The organism is Streptomyces sp. NPDC058008, assembly GCF_042886395.1.
Taxonomy (GTDB): Bacteria; Actinomycetota; Actinomycetes; order Streptomycetales; family Streptomycetaceae; genus Streptomyces.
The window spans coordinates 23540-46179 of record NZ_JBHVQX010000021.1 but is presented as its reverse complement, the minus strand read 5'-3'; the positions used below and the strand labels follow the sequence as shown (position 1 = coordinate 46179).

Genomic DNA, 22640 nt, shown 5'->3' with positions numbered 1-22640 from the left:
CGGGTGTACGGGTCAGCGGGCCACGGGTCCCGGGGCCGGTGCTACGTCGTCGGAGGATCGTCGCTGTTCCAGAAATCGTTCCGCGCTGAGCACGGCCTCCTTGGCAGGCAGCGCCCGGAACACCCAGGTGCGGTACGACCAGAAGCGGAACAGGGTCGCGATCCCGATGCCCAGGACCTTGAAGACGTTGCTCTGGACCGGGCTGTTCCACCCGAAGCCGTACGTGGCGAGGTAGAGCACGCCCGTCTCGATCACCGCGCCGACCGCGCTGAACAGCAGGAACAGCATCAGCTCGCGGGTCCGGCCGGTCTTGTCGCGGTCCCGGTAGGTCCAGTAACGGAAGCCCACGTAGTTGAAGAGGATGGCGACGACCGTCCCCATCAGCCCGGCCCGCACCACCGGAATGTCCGTGGTGCGCCAGATCAGGTTGGAGACGGCGATGTTGACGACCAGCCCGAGGGCGCCGACCGCGCCGAACTTGGCGATCTCCCGTGCCAGCAGATCAAGCCGGGTCCGCAGTGCGCCCCGTTCGCTCATGGTGATCGCTCAGCCCCGTCCGGTCGGTTTCGTCAACCCGGCCATGCTAACCAGCCCGCCCGTGTGACGCTCCCGGGCCCGGCGCGGTGCGCGGCGGGGCGTGCTCACCCGGGCGGCGGGGGACCGGCGGGAGAGGGTGGGGGGTCCTCCCGCCGGGCCCGATACCCTGGAGGCGTGACGTTTCCTGTAGTCGGCATGGTCGGCGGCGGCCAGCTCGCCCGTATGACCCACGAGGCCGGCATCCCCCTCGGCCTGAAGTTCAAGCTCCTCAGTGACACCCCCCAGGATTCGGCCGCCCAGGTGGTGGGCGAGGTCGTGGTGGGCGACTACCGCGACCTGGAGACGCTCCGCGCCTTCGCACGCGGCTGCGACGTGATCACCTTCGACCACGAGCACGTGCCGACCGAGCACCTGCGGGCCCTGGAGGCGGACGGCATCCCCGTACGCCCCGGCCCCGCCGCCCTGGTGCACGCCCAGGACAAGGGCGTGATGCGCGCCCGGCTCACCGGGATCGGAGCACCCTGCCCCCGTCACCGCATCGTCGAGGACGCGGCGGACGCCGCCGCCTTCGCGGACGAGGTGGGCGGCTTCCCCGTCATCCTCAAGACGGTCCGCGGCGGCTACGACGGCAAGGGCGTCTGGGTGGTCCGCTCCGAGGCGGACGCCGCGGAGCCCTTCCGGGCCGGCGTCCCCGTCCTCGCCGAGGAGAAGGTCGACTTCGTCCGCGAGCTGGCGGCCAACATCGTGCGCTCGCCCCACGGCCAGGCGGTCGCCTACCCCGTCGTCGAGTCCATCCAGGTCGACGGGGTCTGCGACACCGTCATCGCCCCGGCGCCCGGCCTGGACGAGGCCCTCGCCGGCGAGGCCCAGCAGCTCGCGCTGCGGATCGCCGCCGAGCTCGGCGTGGTGGGCCACCTCGCGGTCGAACTCTTCGAGACGCGCGGCCCCGACGGGAAGCCCGGCATCCTCGTCAACGAGCTCGCGATGCGCCCGCACAACTCCGGGCACTGGACCCAGGACGGCGCGATCACCTCGCAGTTCGCCAACCACGTGCGGGCCGTCCTCGACCTCCCGCTCGGCGACCCCCGGCCGCGCGCCACCTGGACGGTCATGTCCAACGTCCTCGGCGGCGACTACCCGGACATGTACCAGGCGTACCTGCACTGCATGGCCCGCGACCCGCAGCTCAAGATCCACATGTACGGCAAGGACGTGAAGCCCGGCCGCAAGGTGGGCCACGTCAACACCTACGGCGACGATCTGGCGGACGTGCGGGAGCGCGCCCGGCACGCGGCCGACTACCTGCGAGGAACGATCACCGAATGACCGCACCAGGCTCCGCCCCCGTCGTCGGCATCGTCATGGGCTCGGACTCCGACTGGCCCGTGATGGAAGCGGCCGCCCAGGCCCTCGGCGAGTTCGGGGTCCCCTACGAGGTCGACGTCGTCTCCGCCCACCGCATGCCGCACGAGATGATCGCGTACGGCGAGTCGGCGGCCGACCGGGGTCTGAAGGCGGTCATCGCGGGGGCGGGGGGCGCGGCCCACCTGCCGGGCATGCTCGCCTCCGTCACCCCGCTGCCCGTGATCGGCGTCCCCGTCCCGCTGAAGTACCTCGACGGCATGGACAGCCTGCTCTCCATCGTCCAGATGCCGGCCGGGGTCCCGGTCGCCACCGTCTCGGTCGGCGGCGCCCGTAACGCGGGTCTGCTCGCCGCCCGCATCCTCGCCGCCCACGACCCCGAGCTGCTGGCACGCATGAAGGACTTCCAGCAGGAGCTCAGGGAACAGGCGACGGAGAAGGGCAAGCGGCTGCGCGCCAAGACCCAGGGAGCGGACTCCTTCGGCTTCGGGAAGCAGGCCCGGTGACCACTCCTGACAACCTCGCCCGGGCTCGTCGCCTCCTCGCCGACCACCCCGTCGTCGACGGCCACAACGACCTCCCCTGGGCCCTGCGCGAGCAGGTCGGCTACGACCTCGACGCCCGCGACATCTCCCGGGACCAGACCGGCACCCTGCACACCGACATCCCGCGGCTCCGGGCCGGCGGCGTCGGCGCGCAGTTCTGGTCGGTGTACGTCCCACCCCATCTGGCCGGCGACGACGCGGTGAGCGCCACGCTGGAGCAGATCGACGTGGTCGGCGAGATGCTCGCCCGGTACCCGGGCGACCTGCGCCGCGCCCTGACCGCGGACGACATGGAGCAGGCCCGCGCCGAGGGGCGTATCGCCTCCCTGATGGGGGCCGAGGGCGGCCACTCCATCAACAACTCCCTGGCCACCCTGCGGGCCCTGCACACCCTGGGCGTCCGCTACATGACGCTCACCCACAACGACAACACCGACTGGGCGGACTCGGCGACCGACTCCCCGCGCGTCGGCGGCCTGTCGGAGTTCGGCCGCGAGGTCGTGCGCGAGATGAACCGTGTGGGGATGCTGGTCGACCTCTCCCACGTGGCGGCCACCACGATGCGCGACGCGCTCGCGACCTCCGTGGCACCGGTGATCTTCTCGCACTCCTCCGCCCGGGCGGTCTGCGACCACCCGCGCAACGTCCCCGACGACGTGCTGCGGACGCTCGCGGCCAACGGCGGCGTGGCCATGGCGACCTTCGTGCCGAAGTTCGTCCTGCCCGAGGCCGTCGAGTGGACGCTCGCCGCCGACCGCAACATGCGGGAGCACGGCCTGCACCACCTGGACACCACACCGGCCGCCATGCGGATCCACGCGGACTTCGAGGCGCTCAACCCGCGTCCGATGGCCACCGTGGCGACGATCGCCGACCACCTCGACCACATGCGCGCGGTCGCCGGGATCGACCACATCGGCGTCGGCGGCGACTACGACGGCACGGCCTTCCTCCCGCTGGGGCTGGAGGACGTGTCGGGCTACCCGCTCCTCGTCGCGGAACTGCTCACCCGCGGCTGGTCGGAGACCGACCTGGCCAAGCTGACGTGGCGGAACGCCGTACGGGTGCTGCGCGACGCCGAAGCGGTGTCGCGTGACCTGAGCGCCCGGGTCGGCCCGTCCCACGCGACGATCGGCGTGCTGGACGGCCCGGCGGGCTGATCCCGCACGGCGCACGCGTGGAGGCGGTGACCCCCGGGGGTCACCGCCTCCACACGTGCGCGGCGTACGCCGTTCGTCCGCCCGGGGCCGCCCGCGCCGCCCGGCTCAGGCGGTGCGGTGCCTCAGCCGTGCGGCCGGGCGCCCGCCGGTACGCCGTTCAGGCCTTCGGGCGGCCCATCGCCCGGTACGTCCAGCCGGCGTCGCGCCACACCGCCGGGTCCAGCGCGTTGCGGCCGTCCAGGATGATCCGCCGCCCCGCGGCCTCGCCCAGCGCCACCGCGTCCAGCTCGCGGAATTCGCGCCACTCGGTCAGGTGCAGCACCACGTCCGCGCCCCGCACCGCCTCCAGCGCGGTGTCCGCGTAACCGAGGGTCGGGAAGAGCCGCCGGGCGTTGTCCATGCCCTTGGGGTCGAAGACCGTCACCTGGCCGCCCTGGAGGTGGATCTGCCCGGCGACGTTCAGGGCCGGTGAGTCGCGTACGTCGTCGGAGTCAGGCTTGAAGGTGGCGCCCAGCACCGCCACGCGCGTGCCCAGGAAGGACCCGCCGCCCACGGCCTCGCGGGCCAGCTCCACCATGTGGCCGCGGCGGCGCATGTTGATGGAGTCGACCTCCCGCAGGAAGGTCAGCGCCTGGTCGGCGCCCAGTTCACCGGCGCGCGCCATGAAGGCCCTGATGTCCTTGGGCAGGCAGCCCCCGCCGAAGCCGATACCGGCCCGCAGGAACTTCTTCCCGATGCGCTCGTCATGGCCTATGGCCTCGGCGAGCTTCACCACGTCACCGTCGGCGGCCTCGCAGACCTCGGCCATGGCGTTGATGAACGAGATCTTGGTCGCGAGGAAGGAGTTGGCGGAGGTCTTGACCAGCTCGGCGGTCGGGAAGTCGGTCACGACGAAGGGCGAGCCCTCGGCGACCGGTACGGCGTACACCTCGCGCAGCAGTTTCTCGGCCCGCTCGCTCTCGACCCCGACGACGATCCGGTCCGGGTGCAGCGTGTCCTTCACCGCGAAGCCCTCCCGCAGGAACTCGGGGTTCCAGGCCAGCTCGGCGTCCGTACCCGCCGGCGCCAGCTCGGCCAGCCGCGCCGACAGCCGGGCGGCGGAGCCCACCGGCACCGTGGACTTGCCGACGACCAGGGCGGGCCGGGTCAGCCGGGGTGCGAGCGACTCGAAGGCGCTGTCCACGTAGCTCATGTCGCAGGCGTACTCGCCGTGCTTCTGGGGAGTGTTCACGCAGACGAAGTGCACATCGCCGAACGCCCCGATCTCCTCCCAGGAGGTGGTGAACCGCAGTCGCCCGGTGGACCCCTCGATGCCCTCCACGTGCTTCTGGAGGATCTCCTCGAGCCCTGGTTCGTACATCGGTACCCGGCCCGCCGAGAGCATCTCGATCTTCTCCGGCACGACGTCGAGCCCGAGGACTTCGAAGCCCAGCTCCGCCATGGCCGCGGCATGGGTGGCGCCGAGGTAGCCGGTGCCGATCACGGTGATCCTGAGGGCCATGGGTGCTCCTGAACGATGCGGACAGACGTGCGGAGCCGAGCATAACCGGGCACGCGGAACGCTGTTTTCCGACCATCTCCGGGCTGTCGGCAAGCTCACGTGCCCCGCCCGTATGCCTCTGCTCGGCGGGGACACTAAAATTGGGTTACTTAACGGTAGTTAGCATCCTTGGGGAGTGAGCGTCTTGGCGGGTTCGACCGATTTCGACCTGTACCGTCCGGCCGAGGAGCACGAGATGCTCCGCGAGACGATCCGTTCGCTCGCCGAGGCGAAGATCGCTCCGCACGCCGCCGCGGTGGACGAGGAGGCGCGCTTCCCGAGGGAGGCGCTGGACGCGCTCGTCGCCTCGGACCTGCACGCGGTCCACGTCCCCGAGGAGTACGGCGGCGCGGGCGCCGACGCGCTGGCCACGGTCATCGTGATCGAGGAGGTGGCCCGCGTCTGCGCGTCCTCCTCCCTCATCCCGGCCGTGAACAAGCTGGGCTCCCTCCCGGTCATCCTCTCCGGCTCCGAGGACCTCAAGAAGAAGTACCTGGGCCCGCTCGCCAAGGGCGACGCGATGTTCTCGTACGCCCTGTCCGAGCCGGACGCGGGCTCCGACGCGGCGGGCATGAAGACCAAGGCCGTCCGCGACGGCGACTTCTGGGTCCTCGACGGGGTGAAGCGCTGGATCACCAACGCGGGCGAGTCCGAGTACTACACGGTCATGGCCGTCACCGACCCGACGAAGCGCTCCAAGGGCATCTCGGCGTTCGTCGTGGAGAAGTCCGACGAAGGGGTCTCCTTCGGCGCCCCGGAGAAGAAGCTCGGCATCAAGGGCTCCCCGACGCGCGAGGTCTACCTCGACAGCGTCCGCATCCCGGCCGACCGCATGATCGGCGAGGAGGGCACGGGCTTCGCCACGGCGATGAAGACCCTGGACCACACCCGCATCACGATCGCCGCCCAGGCCCTCGGCATCGCCCAGGGCGCCCTCGACTACGCCAAGGGCTACGTCCAGGAGCGCAAGCAGTTCGGCAAGCCGATCGGCGACTTCCAGGGCATCCAGTTCATGCTCGCCGACATGGCCATGAAGCTGGAGGCCGCCCGTCAGCTCACCTACTCGGCCGCGGCCAAGTCCGAGCGCCTCGACGGCGACCTGACCTTCTTCGGCGCCGCGGCCAAGTGCTTCGCCTCCGACGTCGCGATGGAGGTCACCACGGACGCGGTCCAGCTCCTCGGCGGCTACGGCTACACGCGGGACTACCCGGTCGAGCGCATGATGCGCGACGCCAAGATCACGCAGATCTACGAGGGCACCAACCAGGTCCAGCGGATCGTCATGGCCCGCAACCTGCCGTAACGGCCTCGGCCCCCGACACGACTGTGGCCCCCGGCGCGCCGGGGGCCACAGTCGTGTCGGAAGGCATCACCGTGCGGGCGTCCCCGCACGGTGGCACCGCCCGTCAGGAGCGGGTCAGCAGGGCTTGACGGCGCCGCCGTTGCTCAGGTTGCCGTCGTAGATCCAGCCGTTGATCTGGGTACCGTCGATGCGCGCGTGGGTCCAGGTGTTGCCCTCCGCGTTCACCACGTAGCAGTGGTAGTAGAGCTTCGCGCTGTAGACCGTGGCCGTGGTGGGGCAGCCGGCGTTCGGGCCGGTGCGCAGCGGCGCGGAGCTGCCGGAGACGTAACCGGAGCCGGAGTCGTTGTTGGCCCACGCCGGGTGCGTACACGCGTCGGCTCCGGCGGCCGCGGCGCCCGCGGTCGGAGCGGAGACGAGGGTGGCCGAGGCGGCCAGGAGGGGCAGGGCGAGGGCGGTCCACATCTTGCGTCTCATTGCGTTCCCCGTTCGGTGATCGGCCGCGTGGTTGCGGCCTTCCGTGCTGAACACGACGTGACGCTAGGGGCTGGAGTGACATACGTGACAGGTGCATTTCAGACAGCGGGTTTCCGGGAGCTGAACCACGACGGAAAACCGCGCAACCTTCCGGAGTGGACGGCCGTGATCTGCGGCGACCGGCGGCCTCATGCGCGCGGTCTGGCCGGATCGGTCGGCTCCTCCCGCGTCGCGCCCGGCGTTCCGGCCGGTGCCGTCGAGGGCCGGTGACCGGCCGGACGCCGGAATTCCGCCGGAGCCCCGCGAGCGGAGGGGGCGGGCGGGCCCGCCACGGCCCGAGGCGGGGAACGCCTGCGTACGGGGCCGGTGGGGCGCCGGGCCCCGCGTGAGGGGTGGGTGCGGGAACGTGGCTCCGGGTCTCGGCACGCAGCCCCGCGGGGCTGCTTCCGCAGGTCCGGGCGGCGCCGGCGCTGAAGGGCCGATTCCGCCCTGATGCCCCTGGAAGCGCTTACCGGAACGCTCCCCACCGTCCCGCACGCCCTCGCAGGACGCGACCGGCAGCGGACCGCGGACCGCTGCCGGGGCGCCTGAGGACGGCCACTTCTCGCGGACGTCTCCTGCGCCTCCCGCACGCTCCGGGGGCCGGCGGAGGACGGTCTGCAGGACCCCCTACGCCGACGTGTCCGCAGGGGAGTCGAGAAACAGGAGGAGACCCCCTCACCCGACCAGGGGTGAGGGGGCCTCTCGCGGAACGGGGTCGGTCAGCTGCCCTTGACCGTGACCTTCTCGTCGTTCTTCAGCTGCTCCATGAGCTGCTTGACCTTGTCCTTGTCCCAGACCAGGTTGCCGTTCACGCTCTGGCCCGTGAGCGGGATGTTCATCGAGGTGCCGTCGCCGCCCGTGACGCCCTTCATCGCGAAGAACATGTTGCCGAGCGACCAGAGGGACATGTCCTTGTCCACGATCAGCGTGTCCAGGCCCGCGCCCATCGTCGGGTACAGCTTGAACGGGTTGAGGATCGTCGACGGGGTCGCCGTCTGGGAGGCCAGGGCCGCGAGGAACTTCTGCTGGTTCTTCGTGCGGTCCAGGTCGCTTCCCGCGAACGCGTAACGGGTGCGGACGAAGGCGAGGGACTGTTCGCCGTTCAGCGTCTGCGTGCCGGCCTGGAAGTCGGCGCCGGACTTCTTGTCCTTGAAGGCCTTGGGGATGTCCATCTCCACGCCGCCGATGGCGTCCACGATGCTGGCGAATCCGCCGAAGCCGATCTCGACGTAGTGGTCGATGCGCAGCCCGGTGTTGAACTCGACGGTACGGACCAGCAGCTCCGGGCCGTCCTCCGCGTAGGCGGCGTTCAGCTTCGTCATGCGGCCCGTGCCCTCGAACTTCTTGCCCGACTCGGAGCCGACGAAGGAGGGGATCTCGACGTTGGAGTCGCGGGGCAGGGAGATCAGCGTCGGGCCGTTGGAGCCGTCGTGCAGGATCATCATCGAGTCGGTCCGCTTGCCCTCGGCGGAGCCGGTGTGCAGCTTCTTCTTGTCCTCGGCCGTCATGCCCTCGCGGCTGTCGGAGCCCACGACCAGGTAGTTCGTGCCGTCGCCCGCGGAGGGGCGGTCGATGACCTTGGAGAGGTCGACCTCGCGCTTCAGCTTGCCGTCGGCCCAGAAGTACGTACCGACGGAGACGGCGAGCACCACCACGACCAGGGTCAGCACACCGACCTTGATGCGCCGGCCCCAGTCGGGAGCGGGGCGCGGCTGGACGTAGCCGCCGTCACCGCCGTAGCCGCCGCGGCCTCCGCCGCCCTGGCCGCCACCGCCGTGCTGACCGCCGCCGTAGACCTGGCCCGTGTTGTAACCGCTGTCGTAGCCGGGGGCCTCGCCGTAGCCCTGGCCCTGCTGCGGCGGGATGCGGGGCGGGGACTGGGGCGGCGTGGGGCGCCGCCGGACGTGCGGCATGGCACGGGCGCTCTCGGGCCGCGGGCTCCCGCTGCCCTGCCCGTAGCGCTGGTCGGGTCCGCCGTTGCGTCCTTCGGGCCAATCGCTCATGCCGAACAGTGTGCCGTCTCGACCTGTGCCCTTTACAGGGTGTACCGGAGATCGGGTCACGGCTGTTGCGAAGCTGATGCAATGCAACCGGGGGCAAGCCCCCGCATAAGGTGGACGGTATGACAGATCAGTCCCGGTCCCCGGAGGGCGATATCCCGGTCAAGCCGACCTCGGCGTCCCGGACCACCCTCAGCCACATCATGACCGGCAGCGACACCAACCTCCTGGGCACGGTGCACGGCGGCGTGATCATGAAGCTGGTCGACGACGCGGCAGGAGCGGTCGCGGGCCGGCACTCCGAAGGCCCGGCCGTGACGGCCTCGATGGACGAGATGGTCTTCCTGGAGCCGGTCCGCGTCGGTGACCTCGTTCACGTCCGCGCCCAGGTGAACTGGACCGGCCGCTCCTCCATGGAGGTCGGCGTCCGCGTCATGGCGGAGCGGTGGAACGAGTCGACCCCGGCCCAGCAGGTCGGCAGCGCCTATCTGGTGTTCGCGGCGGTCGACGAGGACGGCAAGCCGCGCCGCGTACCGCAGGTGGCCCCGGAGACGGAGCGCGACAAGCGGCGCTACCAGGAGGCGCAGATCCGCCGCACCCACCGCCTCGCCAGGCGGCGCGCGATCAAGGAGCTGCGCGAGCGGCGCGTCGCCGAGGGCATCGACGACTGAGGTCGGAGCCGTACGGGAAGCCGGCGGCGGGAGCCGTGGGGGAAGGGGTGCCGGTCGCGGAGTATCCGTGACCGGCACCCCTTCCGGGTCTCCGGGTCTCCGGGGGCTCCGGGGGCTCCGGGGGCTCCGGGTCTCCCGGTCTCCCGGTCTCCGGGTCTCCGGGTCAGCGGGGCGTCGGGGCAGCGGGGCGTAGGGTCTCCGGTGCAGCCCGTCAGCCCGTCAGCGAGGTCAGCCCGTCAGTTCGCCGGCCCGCCGGCCCGACGGTGCGCAGCGCGGGCCGTCACGGGCAGACCACCTGGTCGCCCGTCACCGTGCCGAATTCCCCGCGTTCCGGGTTCTCGGCCTTCACGCGCTGCACCTTGGTGAAGTCCGAGCCCGCCGTGACCTTCATCGTCCCGCCCTGTCCCTTCACCGCCCTCAGCTCACTTCCGGGCAGCGCGGTGGCCAGGGACTTCGCCGACCGGTCCCAGCGCGGGTCGTAGGTGACCAGCGTGCGCTGCAGATCGTGCGGGCCGCCGTTCAGCGGGGCACGGGTGGTGTTGAAGCCGGTGCCGCGCAGCGCCGCGTCGACGTCCTGGCCGAGGCCGTCCTTCGGCGTCCCGTTGTAGACCTGCACCCGGATCTGCTCCGGGGCCACGTCGACGAGCGTCGCCTTGGGCTCCTTCGGCACCTGCGGGGCGAGCGGCTCGTCCTCGCGCAGGGACTCGAACATCTTCTTCGACTTCCCGGCGTCCCACTTCACGGTGGAGCCGAGGCCCTTGACCTGGTAGCCCTCCTCCTCCAGGGGCACCGAGGCGAACTCGGACGAGGCCGGGGTGAAGCCGCGCATGGCCTTGCCGAGATCCAGCATCTGGTCCGTGCCGAAGCCCTTGTCCGCCCGGACCGACCGGAGCATCGACGCGGCGACCTGCTGGAACCTCACCGGGTTCATCAGGACCCCGCTGCTGGTCGTCTGCTTGATCAGCGCGGCCATGAACTTCTGCTGGCGCTGCATCCGGCCCAGGTCGGCGGCCCCGTCGAGGTGCCGGGAGCGGACGTACTGGAGGGACTGGCCGCCGTCCAGCCTGTGGGTGCCGGCGGTCAGGTCCAGTCCGGTGTAGGAGTCCTTGAGCGGCTTGGCGGTGCAGATCTCCACCCCGCCGAGGGTGTCGACCGTCTTCATGAAGCTGGTGAAGTCGACCTCCAGGTAGTGGTCGATCTTGACGCCCGTCATCTGCTCGACGGTGCGCACCGTGAGATGCGGTCCGCCCTCGGCGTAGGCGGCGTTCAGCTTCACCGGATGGGGGGAGTGCTCCTTGCCCGTCGTGCCGTCGGTGTGGGCCGGGAGCTCGGCGTAGCTGTCGCGCGGCAGGCTGACGACGCTGGCCCGCCGCTTGTCGGCCGAGACGTGGACGAGCATGAGGGTGTCGGTGCAGTGGCAGGGCGCGCCGCCCAGTCTGTACTTCGCCTTCTCGGCCGGGGTGATCTTGTCGCGGCCGTCGGTGCCGACGAGCAGGAAGTTCATGCCGTGGCCGCCCGGAGGACGGTTCTTCATGTCCTTGAACGGGTCGACCCGGTCGATCCCCGTCTCCAGTCCGCTGACCACGGCGTGGCCGATCCCGCCCGCGCCGAGCACCAGCACGGAGAGCCCGGTGGCCACCCGCATGCCCCACCGGGGCGGCTTCTTCTTCCCGCCGGGCCTCTTCCGCCGCGCGGCGCGGTCCCCGGCCGTGGGCTGCCGTACGGGTCTGCGCTGCGTGGGCGCGGTGCGGGGGTGCGGTGGACGGGGCGATCGGTGCGGCGTGGGCACGAGGGACACCTCCGCGCGAGCGAGTGGGACTTTCGCACGGTAGGCCCATACGATCTGCAGACCGGGAGGAGAACCGGCGGCGCGCGCCGCTGTCCCCCGTTGGGGGTAACGTGGCGGCCGAATCACGCCGCCTCCTGGGGTGCGAAGCCCCCGGAACCCTGGCACCCCCGAGGACCCCCCGAGGACCACATGTCTGCCGCGCAGTACCCCGCCGTCTCCGTGATCATGCCGGTGCTCAACGAGGAACGCCATCTCAGGAACTCGGTCCGGCACATCCTGGAGCAGGAGTACGCCGGTGAGATGGAGGTGGTGATCGCCCTCGGGCCGTCGAACGACCGTACGGACGAGATCGCCGCCGAGCTGGTCCGGGAGGACTCCCGGGTCCACACCGTCCCCAACCCCACCGGCCGCACCCCCGCCGCGCTCAACGCGGCGATCAAGGCCTCACGTCACCCGATCGTGGTACGGGTGGACGGCCACGGCATGCTCTCGCCGAACTACATCGCCACGGCGGTGCGGCTCCTGGAGGAGACCGGCGCGCAGAACGTCGGCGGCATCATGCACGCCGAGGGGGAGAACGCCTGGGAGGACGCCGTCGCCGCCGCGATGACGTCGAAGATCGGCGTCGGCAACGCCGCCTTCCACACCGGAGGGAAGGCGGGCCCGGCCGAGACCGTGTACCTCGGGGTCTTCCGGCGGGAGGCGCTGGAGCGTGCCGACGGCTACAACGTGGAGTTCATCCGCGCCCAGGACTGGGAGCTGAACTTCCGCATCCGCGAGGCCGGCGGCCTGATCTGGTTCTCGCCCGAGCTGAAGGTCCAGTACCGCCCGCGGCCCAGCATCCGTGCGCTCTCCAACCAGTACAAGGAGTACGGCCGCTGGCGTCACGTCGTCGCGCGCTACCACTCCGGCTCGATCAACCTGCGCTACCTCGCCCCGCCCGCCGCCGTGTGCGCGATCGCGGCAGGCGTCGTCGTGGGCGCGGCCGTCACCCCGTGGGCCTTCGTCGTGCCGGCCGGTTACGCCGCGGCGATCGTCGCCGGGTCGCTGCCCGCGGGGAAGGGCCTGTCGCTGAAGGCACGGGCGCAGATCCCCGTGGCGCTGGCCACCATGCACATGTCCTGGGGGTACGGCTTCCTGACGAGCCCCCGCTCGCTGGCGAAGAGGGTCATCGCCAGCCGCCGTCCGGCCGTACAGGAGCGGACGGCCTGACCGCCGCGTCCGTACGAGGAAGGGCCCCGCCGATACCGGCGGGGCCCTTCCTCGTAGGGGTGACGTCACCAGGTGTAGTTCGGGTTGACGTGCATGCACGCCTTCTCGTCCGCGCCGTTGAGCGGGTTCGCGGAGTCCGGTGTCTTCTCCTCGGCGGCCTTGGCGGGGTAGGCCCCGTCCTCGCGCCAGTCGGCCCCCACGGACAGGACGATGCCCGAGACGCCGGTCGACTTCTTCACCTGGGACAACGGGATCCCGAGCGCCTTGGCGACCGCCTGCGCGTCGCCCTCCAGGTCCGCGCTGGGATAGAGGATGCCGGTCCTGGCGGCCGCCTCGACGTTCTGCGAATCGACCGACGCCTTCACGAAGCCGGCCTCCGTCAGCAGGTCCTTGACCGTGCCCGCCCGTCCCTGGGCCGGGCCGAGGGTGTCCGTGGAGGTCGCGTTGCGGACGCTCACCGCGATCTCGGCGGTGGGGGCGGCCTGGTCCTTGACGACGGGCGTCTTGCGCTTGGACGCCTTGCCGTCCAGCGGGATGTCCTCACGGATCATCCGGAACACCTGCTCGGCCTCTTCGGCCTTCGGGTACACCCGGCCGCTGAACTGCCCCGTGCCGTAGACGTTCGGCATGGTCGTCATGGTGATGCGGTCGGTCGGGGCCTTCTTGAGCTCCTCGGCCAGGTCGTACAGCTTCTTGACGGTGTCGAGGCCCTTGTCGACCGTCAGGGCGCTGGTGGCCGCCTCGGCGAGGTTCATCAGCTTCCCGGGGTCGGTGAGCTTGGTCCCCTTGCGCAGCTCGCGGACCATCGAGTTGAGGTACTGGTGCTGGGCCTTGGTCCGGCCGAGGTCGGTGTTGTCCTCGAACCCGTACCGCGTGCGCAGCCACTGGAGGGCCTGCTCGCCCTTGACGGAGGTGGTGCCCTCCTCCAGCTTCAGCCCGGAGCCCTTGCCGTCGCTGGAGTGCGAGTAGACGTTGGCGTCGACACAGACGGGTACGCCGCCGACCGCGTCGGCCATGGAGACGACGCCCGAGAAGTCGATCATCATGAAGTGGTCGATGGTGATGCCGGTGAGCTCGTACCAGGCGGCCACGGTGCACCCGGGGCCGCCACGGCCCAGGCTCTCGTTGGTCTGGACGTCGACCGTGCTGGCCGGGTACACGTCGCCGGAGTCCGGGTCGGTGCACTTGGGCATCTTGAGCATGGTGTCGCGGGGCATGCTGAGGACCGAGATGTTGCTGCGGTCCGCGGAGAGGTGGAGCAGCATCTGCACGTCGGCGAGCGGCGTGCCTCCGAAGGTCTCCTTCGCGCCGCCCAGCTTCTGGTTGGCCTTGGAGTCCCGGGCGTCGGATCCGATGATCAGGATGTTCAGGGGCGTCTGTCCGGCGGCGTTGGCCTTGTGGTCGGCCATCTCCTTGTCGCCGAGCGTCAGATCTTCTTTTCTGATGTTCCCGTTGAGGTGCTTGTAGTACAGGTAACCGGCGCCGCCGGTGCCGAGTATGAGCAGCGCGAGCACGCACGCCACCCAGCGCAGCACGCGCCGCTTACCGCCTTTGCCCGACCGGCGCGTGCGGCGGCCGGGTGTCTCCGGCCCCTGCCCGCCCTCCGGAGGGGCGGACCGCTCACGACGCCCGTGACCGTCGCGCCCCGTGCCGCCGGGCGCGTCGCCTCCGCCGTCGCCCGGTGGCCCGTCATGCCGGCCGCGTGGTCGCGTCCCCTCCCCGCGCGTGCTGCTCCGTCCCACCTGGGCCCCCCTGTTTCTCTTGTTTCGCTGAATCCCGCTGTGGCGCGACGACCCGTCGTCACTTCGCGCATACCGCCTTGTCGGCGTCGGCCCTCTGGATGTCGTCCGGGGCCTTCGCCGGACCCGTCACGGGGATGCCCACGCCCTTGAAGTCCGCTCCCAGGGTCAGCACCATCGCCTGAGTGACTCCGGCGCCGGGCTTCCCCTGCTTGAGGGCGGTGGCGGGCAGGCCCATGATGTCCGCGAGCGCGCGGGCCTGGTCCGCCTGGTCCGGCGTGTACGCCAGCGTCGTCCTGCTGATCTTCGCCGGCGCGTTCGCCTTGTTCTCCGCCTGGACGACGCCCTGCCCGCTCCGCAGCCAGTCGGCCGTCGCGCCCGCCGCGCCGGAGAGGTCGCCGCCGTTGAGGACGTCGACACGTACGTCGGCGGCCTCGGCCCTGCTGCCTTCGAGGACCGCCTCCTGCTTGCTCCTGGCCGCCTGCTCCTTCTTCTTCACCTCGGTGAGCGAGGTGTCGGAGCGCATCATGGCGAACAGCTGTGCGGACTTCTCGGGTTCCGGGACCACGGTGACCGGGGTCGGCTCGGCCGGGTTGTCCTTCACCGGCATGGTGACGAAGGTGATGTTCTTCGTGTCGATCCTGCCGAGCTCCTGGGCGAGCGAGGTCAGCTTCTTGATCGATCCGATGCCGGAGTCGACGGTGAGCGCCTTGGTCGCCGCGTCGGCGAGCTTGAAGAGCTTGCCCGGGTCGGTCAGGGTGTCGTCGGACTTCATCTGGCGGATCATCGAGCCGATGAACTGCTGCTGGACCTTGATCCGGTCGAGGTCGCTCTTGTTCCCGAAGCTGTGCCGGGTGCGGACGAAGGCCAGTGCGTCCTCGCCCTGGACGGTGGACTCGCCCGCCGGCAGGTCGAGGTGGGAGTCCGCGTCGTCGACCGCCTTGTCGAGGCAGATCTTGACGCCGCCGACCGCTGTGGACAGCGTCTTGACCGCGTTGAAGTCGACCATCATGAAGTGGTCGACCGACAGGCCGGTTATCTCCTTGACCGTGCGCATCGTGCAGCCGGGGTCACGCCCCTGCTGTCCGAGGCTGACGTTGAAGCGCACGTTGTCGGTACCGGGTATGACCTTCTCCGAACCGTCCGGCTGCTTGGTGGTGCAGTCGGGTATGTCGGTGATCAGGTCCCGGGGGATGCTCACCGCCGTCGCGTTGGTGCGGTCCTCGGAGACGTGGAAGAGGATGTTGGTGTCGGCGTGGCCCGTACTGCCCTTGTCGCCGTACCCCTCGTTCCCCTCGCCGGTCCGCTTGTCCGTGCCGATGACCAGGATGTCGAGCGGCCCGTCGCCGGCGACGCTCCCGCTGCCCGCGTCACCGACGTCGACGGTGTCGAGGTTGCCGTTGAACTTCTGGTAGAGCGCGTACGCCCCCGCCGAACCGGCGACGACGACGAAGGCCATGACCCCGCCGGTCCACAGCAGGGCCTTCCTCCGCCGCGACGCCGGCTGCTTGCGGCCGCCCCGCGCGGCACCGGACTGCTTGCGGCTGCGGCCGCTCCCGGCCGGCCGGGAGCGCTGCGCCGGTACCTCCCGGCGGGGGGACGTGGATTCGCGGCCCGGCCCTTCCGGTGCGCGGGAAGAGGCGGACGACTCTCTTCCGGAGTGGTTCGGTCGCAATTCGTAATTGCCGGTCTGCGGGTTGAGCACCCACTGGTCGGCGGGATCGATTTCGTCCGCCCGCCCACGGCTATGCGCGTCCACGGTTTCCTGGATCCTCCGTCGGTGCCACGCGAGGCGCCTTCACCTGCCAGGCGCTCGGTCGCTCGTTCCGGCCGTGCGCCGCCTGTTGGCCGCGAGCGCCGGATCGCGTCACACTATCCGGAGGAATCGGCCGCGGGGGACGCGCGTGACACATTCCACGTTCTTTACAACCGGGCATTCCGGCTATTCCGCTCCGATTGCCGTCCATTGCTTGAGAATTGTTTTACGCGCCGCACGGGTCGTCCGCCGCATTCGACCCCGAATAGGTGGGGGCGGGTGTCGGGCTCGCACTCGTGCCGCCGGGCTTTCGGCCCGACGGATCCGCGGCGGAGCTGTGATCCTCCTGTGAATCCCCTGAATTGATTCTGTCGGCGGGGACCACGGTGACGGGTTCGTCCTCGCGCAGCTGCGTGAACAGCCGGCCGGCGTCCGGCTGCACGAGCTCGTCCCGGTTCGGGTCCGCGTGGTAGGACTTCCGGGGCACGGTCAGGAACTGCACCTTCTCCGTCGGCACGTTCCGCATCCCGCGCACCAGGTCGTACAGGTCCCGCAGGGAGTCGAGGCCCGGGTCGGTGGTCAGTGACTTGGTGGCCGCGTCCAGCACCGGGTAGAGCCGGGTCGGGTTCAGCAGCACCCCGTTGCTCTGCATCTTGTTGACGAGGGCCCCCAGGAACCTCTGCTGACGGTCCATGCGCTCGGTGTCGCTGCCGTTGCCGATGGACTTGCGGGCCCGTACGTACCCCAGGGCCTGCTCGCCGTCGAGCTTCTGGCGGCCCGCGGGGAGCTTGAGGTGGGCGTCGGCGTCGTCGACCGGCTGCTTGAGGCAGACCTCGACCCCGTCCACGGCGTTGACCATGTCCTTGAAGCCGTTGAAGTCGATGACCATGTGGTGGTCGACGCGGACGCCGGTCATCTGCTCGATCGTACGGATCGTGCAGGCCGTGCCGCCCATCTCGAAGGCCCAGTTGAACTGGGCGAACTGCTTCTTCGTGGTCGTGCCGCCGTCGGTGTGGCAGCTGGGGATGTCGGCCATCAGGTCGCGCGGGATCGACACCGCCGTCGCGCTCCGCCGGTCGGCCGCGAGGTGCAGCAGGATCGTGGTGTCGGAGCGCTGGCTGCCGCCGTCGTCACGTCCGTACGCGCTGTTGTCGCCGGAGCGGGTGTCGGAACCGATGAGCAGGATGTTCTGGGCGTTCCGCGCGATCGGCCGCGGGCGCTCCTTCTCGTACGCCTTGAGCTCGGCGGCGGCGCTCGTGTCGGTCGTGATGTTGCCGTCGAGCTTCCGGTAGAGCCACCAGCCGACACCGGCGGCGACCAGTACGAGGAACGAGGCGGCGAGAGCGGTCCAGCGGAGCCAGTGGCGTCTGCCGCCCCCGCCCCCGGGTTCCGGCCGTTCGTCCCAGGTCCCGCCCGCGCCGTCGTCCGCGCCCTTTCCGGCGCCGTCCGTCGGGGAGGGCTCGGGCGCCTCGTCGGCGTTGTCCCGCGGGGCCGCCCCGGAAGCGTCCTGCGACGCCTCCGCCGGCCCGCCCCCGGCCGGATCTTCCGGGCGGTCCGGTTCGGCCGGGGTGCCGGGGCTGTCGCTCACGTCTGCGTCCATCCTTCACGTTCGGCGGCGCGATGGGCCGCCGGTCGCAGAAGTAGACGGCTGAACCTCACGCTTGGTTGTGCATTCAGGCAGCGTTCTCGACGGTGCTCCGCACTGCCCGATCATGTACCGCCGTCGGTGCTCAGTCCCGGGGGCTCGGCCCGGTGTGGGCCGGACGAGTGGACTTCCGCGCGCTTGTCATACCGCCGTGGCGGTGATCCGCTCGCTCTCGACGCGTCGGGCCAGCCCGTTCGCGTCCAGCTGGTCCAGGTGCCGGCACAGGACCACGGAGCCCCCGGCGGCCAGCGGTGCGAACAGCCCGGCGGACAGCCCCTCCCAGGTGTCGTACGTACGCCCCGTCAGCAGCCGGGCCCCCGGGGTGAGTCCCAGTGCCGCCGCGTCCTCGCGGGCCCGCGCCACCAGCTGGTCCGCCGTCAGCGCGTCGCCGGCCACGGTCAGCGCGGGGGCCGCCGGGTCCACCGGGGCGTACGGGGCGAAGCGGTCGCCCTGGCCCGGCACCTCGACCGCGTAGTCCGCGAACCCCTCGGGGGGCTGCGGGAAGCGGCCGCCCAGCGGGCGCAGGGCCAGCGCCACCCGCTCACCGCGGCAGGCGCGTGCCCGGTCGAGCGTGTCCGGCCCGCTGACGACCAGGTCGGCGGTGGCCGGGTCGCCCCCCACCTCGGCGACGACCCCCACCGACGAGCAGGCGAGCAGCCAGACCGCCGACTGCCAGTGGGCGGGGAGCAGCAGGGCGAGCCGGTCGCCCGGCTCGGCGGCCAGGTCGCCCTGGAGCAGATTGGCGGTCTTGGCCACCCAATTGGCGAAGGTCGCCACGGACAGTTCGACGCGCTCTCCGGTTGCGTCGTCGTAGAAAGTGACGAGGGGGCGGCCGGGGTCCGCGGCGAGCGCGGATCGCAGCAGGTCGGCGGGGGTGCGGTCACTGGCGTTCATCCGCGCAAGGGTACGCGCCGGACGCCGGGCCGACAGGGGTGACGGGTGCGTCGTACACCGGTTCGGCAGACGGTGCGTCAACTAGCGTCGGCGTTACTCCAGTAGCCGGAAATGCCGGAATCTGACAAGTATTTTCTGTATGCGTGCACTTCTTGCAACCTCCATCGGCGTCACCTGCGCGACGGCACTCACCCTCCCGCTCGCCGCGCCCGCCCCCGCCGCCCCCGCCCAGCCCCCGGCCGCGCAGGCGCCCGAGGCCGCCCCCGCCGAACCCGCGGGGTCGACCCAGTCGCTGCGCCTGCGGCCGCTCACCGGAGCGGCCCCGCGGTCCGCCGAGTCCCCGCACTCCGACACCGCGCAAGGACTGCTGCGGCGCGACGCCCACCGCTTCTCGCTCGTCGGCGTGGTCTGGGACGACGCGGACGCCGAACTCCACGGCACCGTCCAGGTCCGCACCCGTACGACCGGCACCTCCAGGTGGTCCGGCTGGCAGTCCCTGGAGACCCACAACACCGACCACGCCGCCGACGCGGGCAGCGCGGAGCGGGAGTCGGGCACGGTGCGCGGTTCCACCGCGCCCCTCTGGGTCGGGGACTCCGACGGCGTCGAGGTGCGCGTACGGTCCGAGGACGCCGGCCCCCGGAGCGGCACCGCCGACACCGAGCCCCTCCCCGCCGGCCTCAAGGTGGAACTCGTCGACCCGGGCGACGACCCGGAGCAGCCGGGCGCCGAGGCCACCCCGTCCACGGCCACCCCGGCCACCGGTACCGTGACCCCTGCCTCGGCCGCCGCGACGCCGTCCACGGCCACCCCGGCCACCGGCACCGCGACCCCTGCCTCGGCCGCCGCGACGCCGTCCACCGGTACCGCGACGCCGTCCACGGCGGCCTCGGCCGTCGCCCCCTCGGCGGGCACGGTGGCGACGCCCGCCACGGCGGCCCGGCCCGGCTCGCTCCCCGGGGCCGCGGGCCTCACCACGGCCGCGGCCGAGAGCTCCGCGGCCAACGCCGGCCTGGCGCCGCTGGGTGCCACCGAGATCACGGCCCTGAGCAAGGCGGAGTCACAGGAGCAGGCGGGCGTCGCCGCGTCCGCCAAACCGTTCGTCGGACCGCGCCCGCGCATCGTCACGCGCAAGGGCTGGGGCGCCGACGAGAGCCTGCGCGAGCGCACCTTCGCGTACACCTCGACCGTCAAGGCCGCCTTCATCCACCACAGCGCCACAGGCAACAACTACACCTGCTCCCAGGCGCCCTCCGTCCTGCGCAGCATCTACCGCTACCACGTCAAGAGCAGCGGCTGGCGCGACATCGGGTACAACTTCGCGGTCGACAAGTGCGGCAACATCTACGAGGGCCGCGCCGGAGGCGTGACGAAGGCGGTCCTCGGGGCGCACACCCTCGGTTTCAACACGAACACCATGGGCATCGCGGTACTCGGGACGTACAGCTCGAAGAACCCGCCAGCCGCCGCGGTCACCGCGGTCGCCAAGCTGACCGCCTGGAAGCTCGGACTGTTCGGCCGCAACCCCAAGGGCAAGGTCACCCTCGTCTCCGGCGGCAGCGGCAAGTACAAGAAGGGCGCCAAGGTCAAACTGAACGTCATCTCGGGGCACCGCGACGGCTTCGCAACCGAATGCCCAGGAATCCGTCTCTACAAGAAGCTCGGCACGGCGCGGACCAGTTCCGCGAAGCTGCAGGGCCGCTGACCGGGAGGCTCCGAACGGTCTGCATACACTGGCCAGCCGAAACGAGGCCCGGCCCCAGCAGGAAGCAGAGACGGTGCTGTGACAGAGGCAAAAGAAGCGATCCTCCTGGTCGGTGGCAAGGGCACCCGGCTGCGTCCGCTCACGGTGCACACCCCGAAGCCGATGGTCCCGGCGGCCGGGGTGCCGTTCCTCACGCACCAGCTCGCGCGTGCCAGGGCGGCCGGGGTGGAGCACATCGTGCTCGCGACGTCCTACCTGGCGGAGGTATTCGAGCCGTACTTCGGTGACGGTTCGTCGCTCGGCCTCTCGATCGAGTACGTCACCGAGGACGAACCCCTCGGTACCGGCGGGGCCATCCGCAACGTGGCGTCACGGCTGGCGTCGGGCCCGGACGAACCCGTCATCGTGTTCAACGGGGACATCCTCACCGGCCTCGACATCCGGGCCCTGGTCGCGGCGCACGCCACCTCCGGGGCGGACGTCTCCCTCCACCTGACCAGGGTGGAGGACCCGCGCGCCTTCGGGCTCGTGCCGACGGACGCCACGGGCAGGGTGACGGCCTTCCTGGAGAAGCCGCAGACACCCGAGGAGATAGTCACCGACCAGATCAACGCGGGGGCGTACGTCTTCCGCCGGTCGGTGATCGACACGATTCCGGCCGGCCGGCCGGTCTCCGTGGAGCGCGAGACCTTCCCCGGGCTGCTGGCCTCCGGCGCGCACCTCCAGGGCATGGTCGACTCCACCTACTGGCTGGACCTGGGCACCCCGCAGGCGTTCGTCCGCGGCTCGGCCGACCTGGTCCTCGGCCGGGCTCCGTCCCCCGCGGTCCCCGGCCGCTGCGGCGACCGGCTCGTCCTGCCCACCGCGTCCGTCGCCGCCGGGGCCAAGCTCACCGGCGGCACGGTCGTCGGCGAGGGCGCGCTGATCGGCGAGGGCGCCAGGATCACGGGCTCCACCGTGCTCGACGGCGCCGTCGTCGAACCCGGCGCGGTGATCACCGACTCACTGGTCGGAGCCGGTGCCCGGATCGGCAGCCGGTCGGTCCTCACGGGCGCGGTGGTCGGGGACGGCGCCCGGGTCGGCGCCGACAACGAACTGCGCGACGGCATCCGGATCTGGTGCGGCGCGGTCCTCCCGGACGCCTCGGTCCGCTTCTCGTCCGACCAGTGAACGGCTCCCGCCACCGGTGAACGTCCTCCGTCGGCCTTACCCTCGATAGGCACCCCGACGACCGAGGACCTCACCCGTGGCTGGACGCTTCGCACCCCGCACCACCGCCGTGCCCCGGCAGGAGCCGGCGCACACGCACGCGTCCGCCGCGCCGCTGACCAGGACCTGGACCCCGCCGTGGCCGCTCGACCTCCGGCTGGTCCTCGGCCCGCTGCGGCGCGGCCCGGCGGATCCCGCCTACCGGGCCCTGCCCGACGGATCCTTCTGGCGGGCGACCCGCACCCCGGCCGGCCCCGGCACCCTGCGCGTCCGCGCCACGCACGACGGCGGGGTCTCGGCGGCGGCCTGGGGGCCCGGCGGGCAGTGGCTCCTGGACGGGCTGCCGGCGCTGCTCGGCGCGGGCGACACCCCCGACGACTTCCGCCCCCGCCACCGGCTGCTCGCCCTGACCGCGCACCGCAGGCCCGGCCTGCGCCTGCTGCGCACCGGGCTGGTCATGGAGTCCCTGATCCCGTCGGTGCTGGAGCAGAAGGTCACCACCGACGAGGCCTACCGCGCCTGGCGGCTGCTGCTCCGTACGTACGGCACGCCCGCCCCCGGCCCCGCCGACGACGCGTTCGGCGGGTACGGCCTGTACGTCATGCCGGACGCCAGGACCTGGTCGCTGATCCCGTCCTGGGAGTGGCACCGCGCGGGTGTCGACGCCAAGCGCTCCGCCACGATCCTCCGCGCGGTCCGGGTGGCCCGGCGCATGGAGGAGGCGGCCGCGATGGAACTCCCCGAGGCGATGGCCAGGCTCCAGCTGATCCCGGGCATCGGCCCCTGGACCGCGGCGGAGACCCTCCAGCGCTCGAACGGTGCCGCTGACGCGGTCACGGTCGGCGACCTCCATCTGCCGGGCATCGTCGGCCACGCGCTCGCGGGGAACCGCGACGCCGACGACGAGGAGATGCTGGAACTCCTCGCCCCGTACGAGGGGCAGCGCCACCGCGCGACCCGCCTGATCATGCTCTCGGGCCGCACCCCGGCCCGCCGGGCTCCCCGGATGACGCCGCGCGACATCGCCCGGCTGTGACCGCCGCGTCGGCGCGGGGCG

At 71.6% G+C, this 22640-nt stretch carries 18 protein-coding genes; 9 read left to right on the top strand and 9 right to left on the bottom strand.

The genetic code is table 11. From position 1 onward, the window contains the following. Positions 1-12: 12 nt before the first annotated feature. A complete protein-coding gene (locus ACFVS9_RS21850) occupies positions 13-537 on the bottom strand; it encodes a GtrA family protein (protein ID WP_383116088.1) in 525 nt (174 codons plus the stop codon). A gap of 174 nt (positions 538-711) precedes the next feature. On the opposite strand from ACFVS9_RS21850, the gene ACFVS9_RS21845 reads away from it, so the two are divergent. Genes ACFVS9_RS21845 through ACFVS9_RS21835 form a run of 3 tightly spaced genes read left to right on the top strand, consistent with a single transcriptional unit; the run spans position 712 to position 3604 of the window. Continuing rightward, the gene (locus tag ACFVS9_RS21845; protein ID WP_383116087.1) at positions 712-1863 is read left to right on the top strand and encodes a 5-(carboxyamino)imidazole ribonucleotide synthase; all 1152 of its coding nucleotides are present in this window, start codon (positions 712-714) and stop codon (positions 1861-1863) included. Then, positions 1860-2405 carry a 5-(carboxyamino)imidazole ribonucleotide mutase gene (gene purE / locus ACFVS9_RS21840; protein ID WP_383116086.1) on the top strand — a complete coding sequence of 182 codons (546 nt, stop codon included), beginning with the start codon at positions 1860-1862 and terminating at the stop codon, positions 2403-2405. The genes ACFVS9_RS21845 and purE overlap by 4 nt, the downstream gene beginning before the upstream one ends. Further along, positions 2402-3604, top strand: a complete 1203-nt coding sequence (locus ACFVS9_RS21835; RefSeq protein WP_389934640.1) for a dipeptidase — start codon at positions 2402-2404, stop codon at positions 3602-3604. The genes purE and ACFVS9_RS21835 overlap by 4 nt, the downstream gene beginning before the upstream one ends. A 157-nt stretch (positions 3605-3761) precedes the next feature. Here ACFVS9_RS21835 and ACFVS9_RS21830 read toward each other — a convergent pair whose 3' ends face one another. Continuing rightward, positions 3762-5105: a UDP-glucose dehydrogenase family protein gene (locus ACFVS9_RS21830; protein WP_383119041.1), complete on the bottom strand. Its 1344-nt coding sequence runs from the start codon at positions 5103-5105 to the stop codon at positions 3762-3764. 184 nt (positions 5106-5289) lie between these two features. Between ACFVS9_RS21830 and ACFVS9_RS21825 the strand changes: the two genes are divergently transcribed. Then, positions 5290-6447 (top strand): acyl-CoA dehydrogenase family protein, encoded by a 1158-nt coding sequence (locus tag ACFVS9_RS21825; RefSeq protein WP_389934757.1) that lies wholly within the window; start codon positions 5290-5292, stop codon positions 6445-6447. 114 nt (positions 6448-6561) lie between these two features. Here ACFVS9_RS21825 and ACFVS9_RS21820 read toward each other — a convergent pair whose 3' ends face one another. Further along, positions 6562-6921 carry an SH3 domain-containing protein gene (locus tag ACFVS9_RS21820; RefSeq protein ID WP_383119036.1) on the bottom strand — a complete coding sequence of 120 codons (360 nt, stop codon included), beginning with the start codon at positions 6919-6921 and terminating at the stop codon, positions 6562-6564. Between the two features lie 761 nt (positions 6922-7682). Beyond that, positions 7683-8966, bottom strand: coding sequence for an LCP family protein (locus ACFVS9_RS21815; protein ID WP_383119035.1), 1284 nt, complete (start codon positions 8964-8966; stop codon positions 7683-7685). Between the two features lie 119 nt (positions 8967-9085). Here ACFVS9_RS21815 and ACFVS9_RS21810 point away from each other — a divergent pair, with 119 nt between their 5' ends. After that, a complete protein-coding gene (locus ACFVS9_RS21810) occupies positions 9086-9634 on the top strand; it encodes an acyl-CoA thioesterase (protein WP_383119034.1) in 549 nt (182 codons plus the stop codon). A gap of 280 nt (positions 9635-9914) precedes the next feature. Here the strand turns inward: ACFVS9_RS21810 and ACFVS9_RS21805 are convergent, their stop codons facing one another. After that, positions 9915-11279: an LCP family protein gene (locus tag ACFVS9_RS21805; RefSeq protein ID WP_389934754.1), complete on the bottom strand. Its 1365-nt coding sequence runs from the start codon at positions 11277-11279 to the stop codon at positions 9915-9917. 333 nt (positions 11280-11612) lie between these two features. Here ACFVS9_RS21805 and ACFVS9_RS21800 point away from each other — a divergent pair, with 333 nt between their 5' ends. Further along, positions 11613-12635 (top strand): glycosyltransferase family 2 protein, encoded by a 1023-nt coding sequence (locus tag ACFVS9_RS21800; protein ID WP_389934636.1) that lies wholly within the window; start codon positions 11613-11615, stop codon positions 12633-12635. A 65-nt stretch (positions 12636-12700) separates the two neighbouring features. Here the strand turns inward: ACFVS9_RS21800 and ACFVS9_RS21795 are convergent, their stop codons facing one another. The 4 genes from ACFVS9_RS21795 to ACFVS9_RS21780 form a co-directional block, all read right to left on the bottom strand. Beyond that, positions 12701-14377, bottom strand: a complete 1677-nt coding sequence (locus ACFVS9_RS21795) for an LCP family protein (RefSeq protein WP_389934634.1) — start codon at positions 14375-14377, stop codon at positions 12701-12703. Positions 14378-14435: 58 nt separating this feature from the next. Beyond that, entirely contained in the window at positions 14436-16133 is a 1698-nt protein-coding gene (locus ACFVS9_RS21790) for an LCP family protein (RefSeq protein ID WP_389934631.1), read from the bottom strand. 223 nt (positions 16134-16356) lie between these two features. Continuing rightward, the gene (locus ACFVS9_RS21785) at positions 16357-17730 is read right to left on the bottom strand and encodes an LCP family protein (protein WP_383118636.1); all 1374 of its coding nucleotides are present in this window, start codon (positions 17728-17730) and stop codon (positions 16357-16359) included. 186 nt (positions 17731-17916) lie between these two features. Continuing rightward, positions 17917-18669 carry a TIGR03089 family protein gene (locus ACFVS9_RS21780; RefSeq protein ID WP_389934628.1) on the bottom strand — a complete coding sequence of 251 codons (753 nt, stop codon included), beginning with the start codon at positions 18667-18669 and terminating at the stop codon, positions 17917-17919. Between the two features lie 139 nt (positions 18670-18808). Here ACFVS9_RS21780 and ACFVS9_RS21775 point away from each other — a divergent pair, with 139 nt between their 5' ends. From ACFVS9_RS21775 to ACFVS9_RS21765, 3 genes are all read left to right on the top strand, one after another. Continuing rightward, on the top strand, positions 18809-20374 hold the full coding sequence (locus tag ACFVS9_RS21775) for a peptidoglycan recognition protein (RefSeq protein WP_389934625.1): 1566 nt from the start codon (positions 18809-18811) through the stop codon (positions 20372-20374). Between the two features lie 78 nt (positions 20375-20452). Then, a complete protein-coding gene (locus tag ACFVS9_RS21770) occupies positions 20453-21544 on the top strand; it encodes a sugar phosphate nucleotidyltransferase (protein ID WP_389934622.1) in 1092 nt (363 codons plus the stop codon). A 76-nt stretch (positions 21545-21620) separates the two neighbouring features. After that, positions 21621-22619: a DNA-3-methyladenine glycosylase family protein gene (locus ACFVS9_RS21765; protein WP_383118632.1), complete on the top strand. Its 999-nt coding sequence runs from the start codon at positions 21621-21623 to the stop codon at positions 22617-22619. Positions 22620-22640 lie beyond the last annotated feature (21 nt).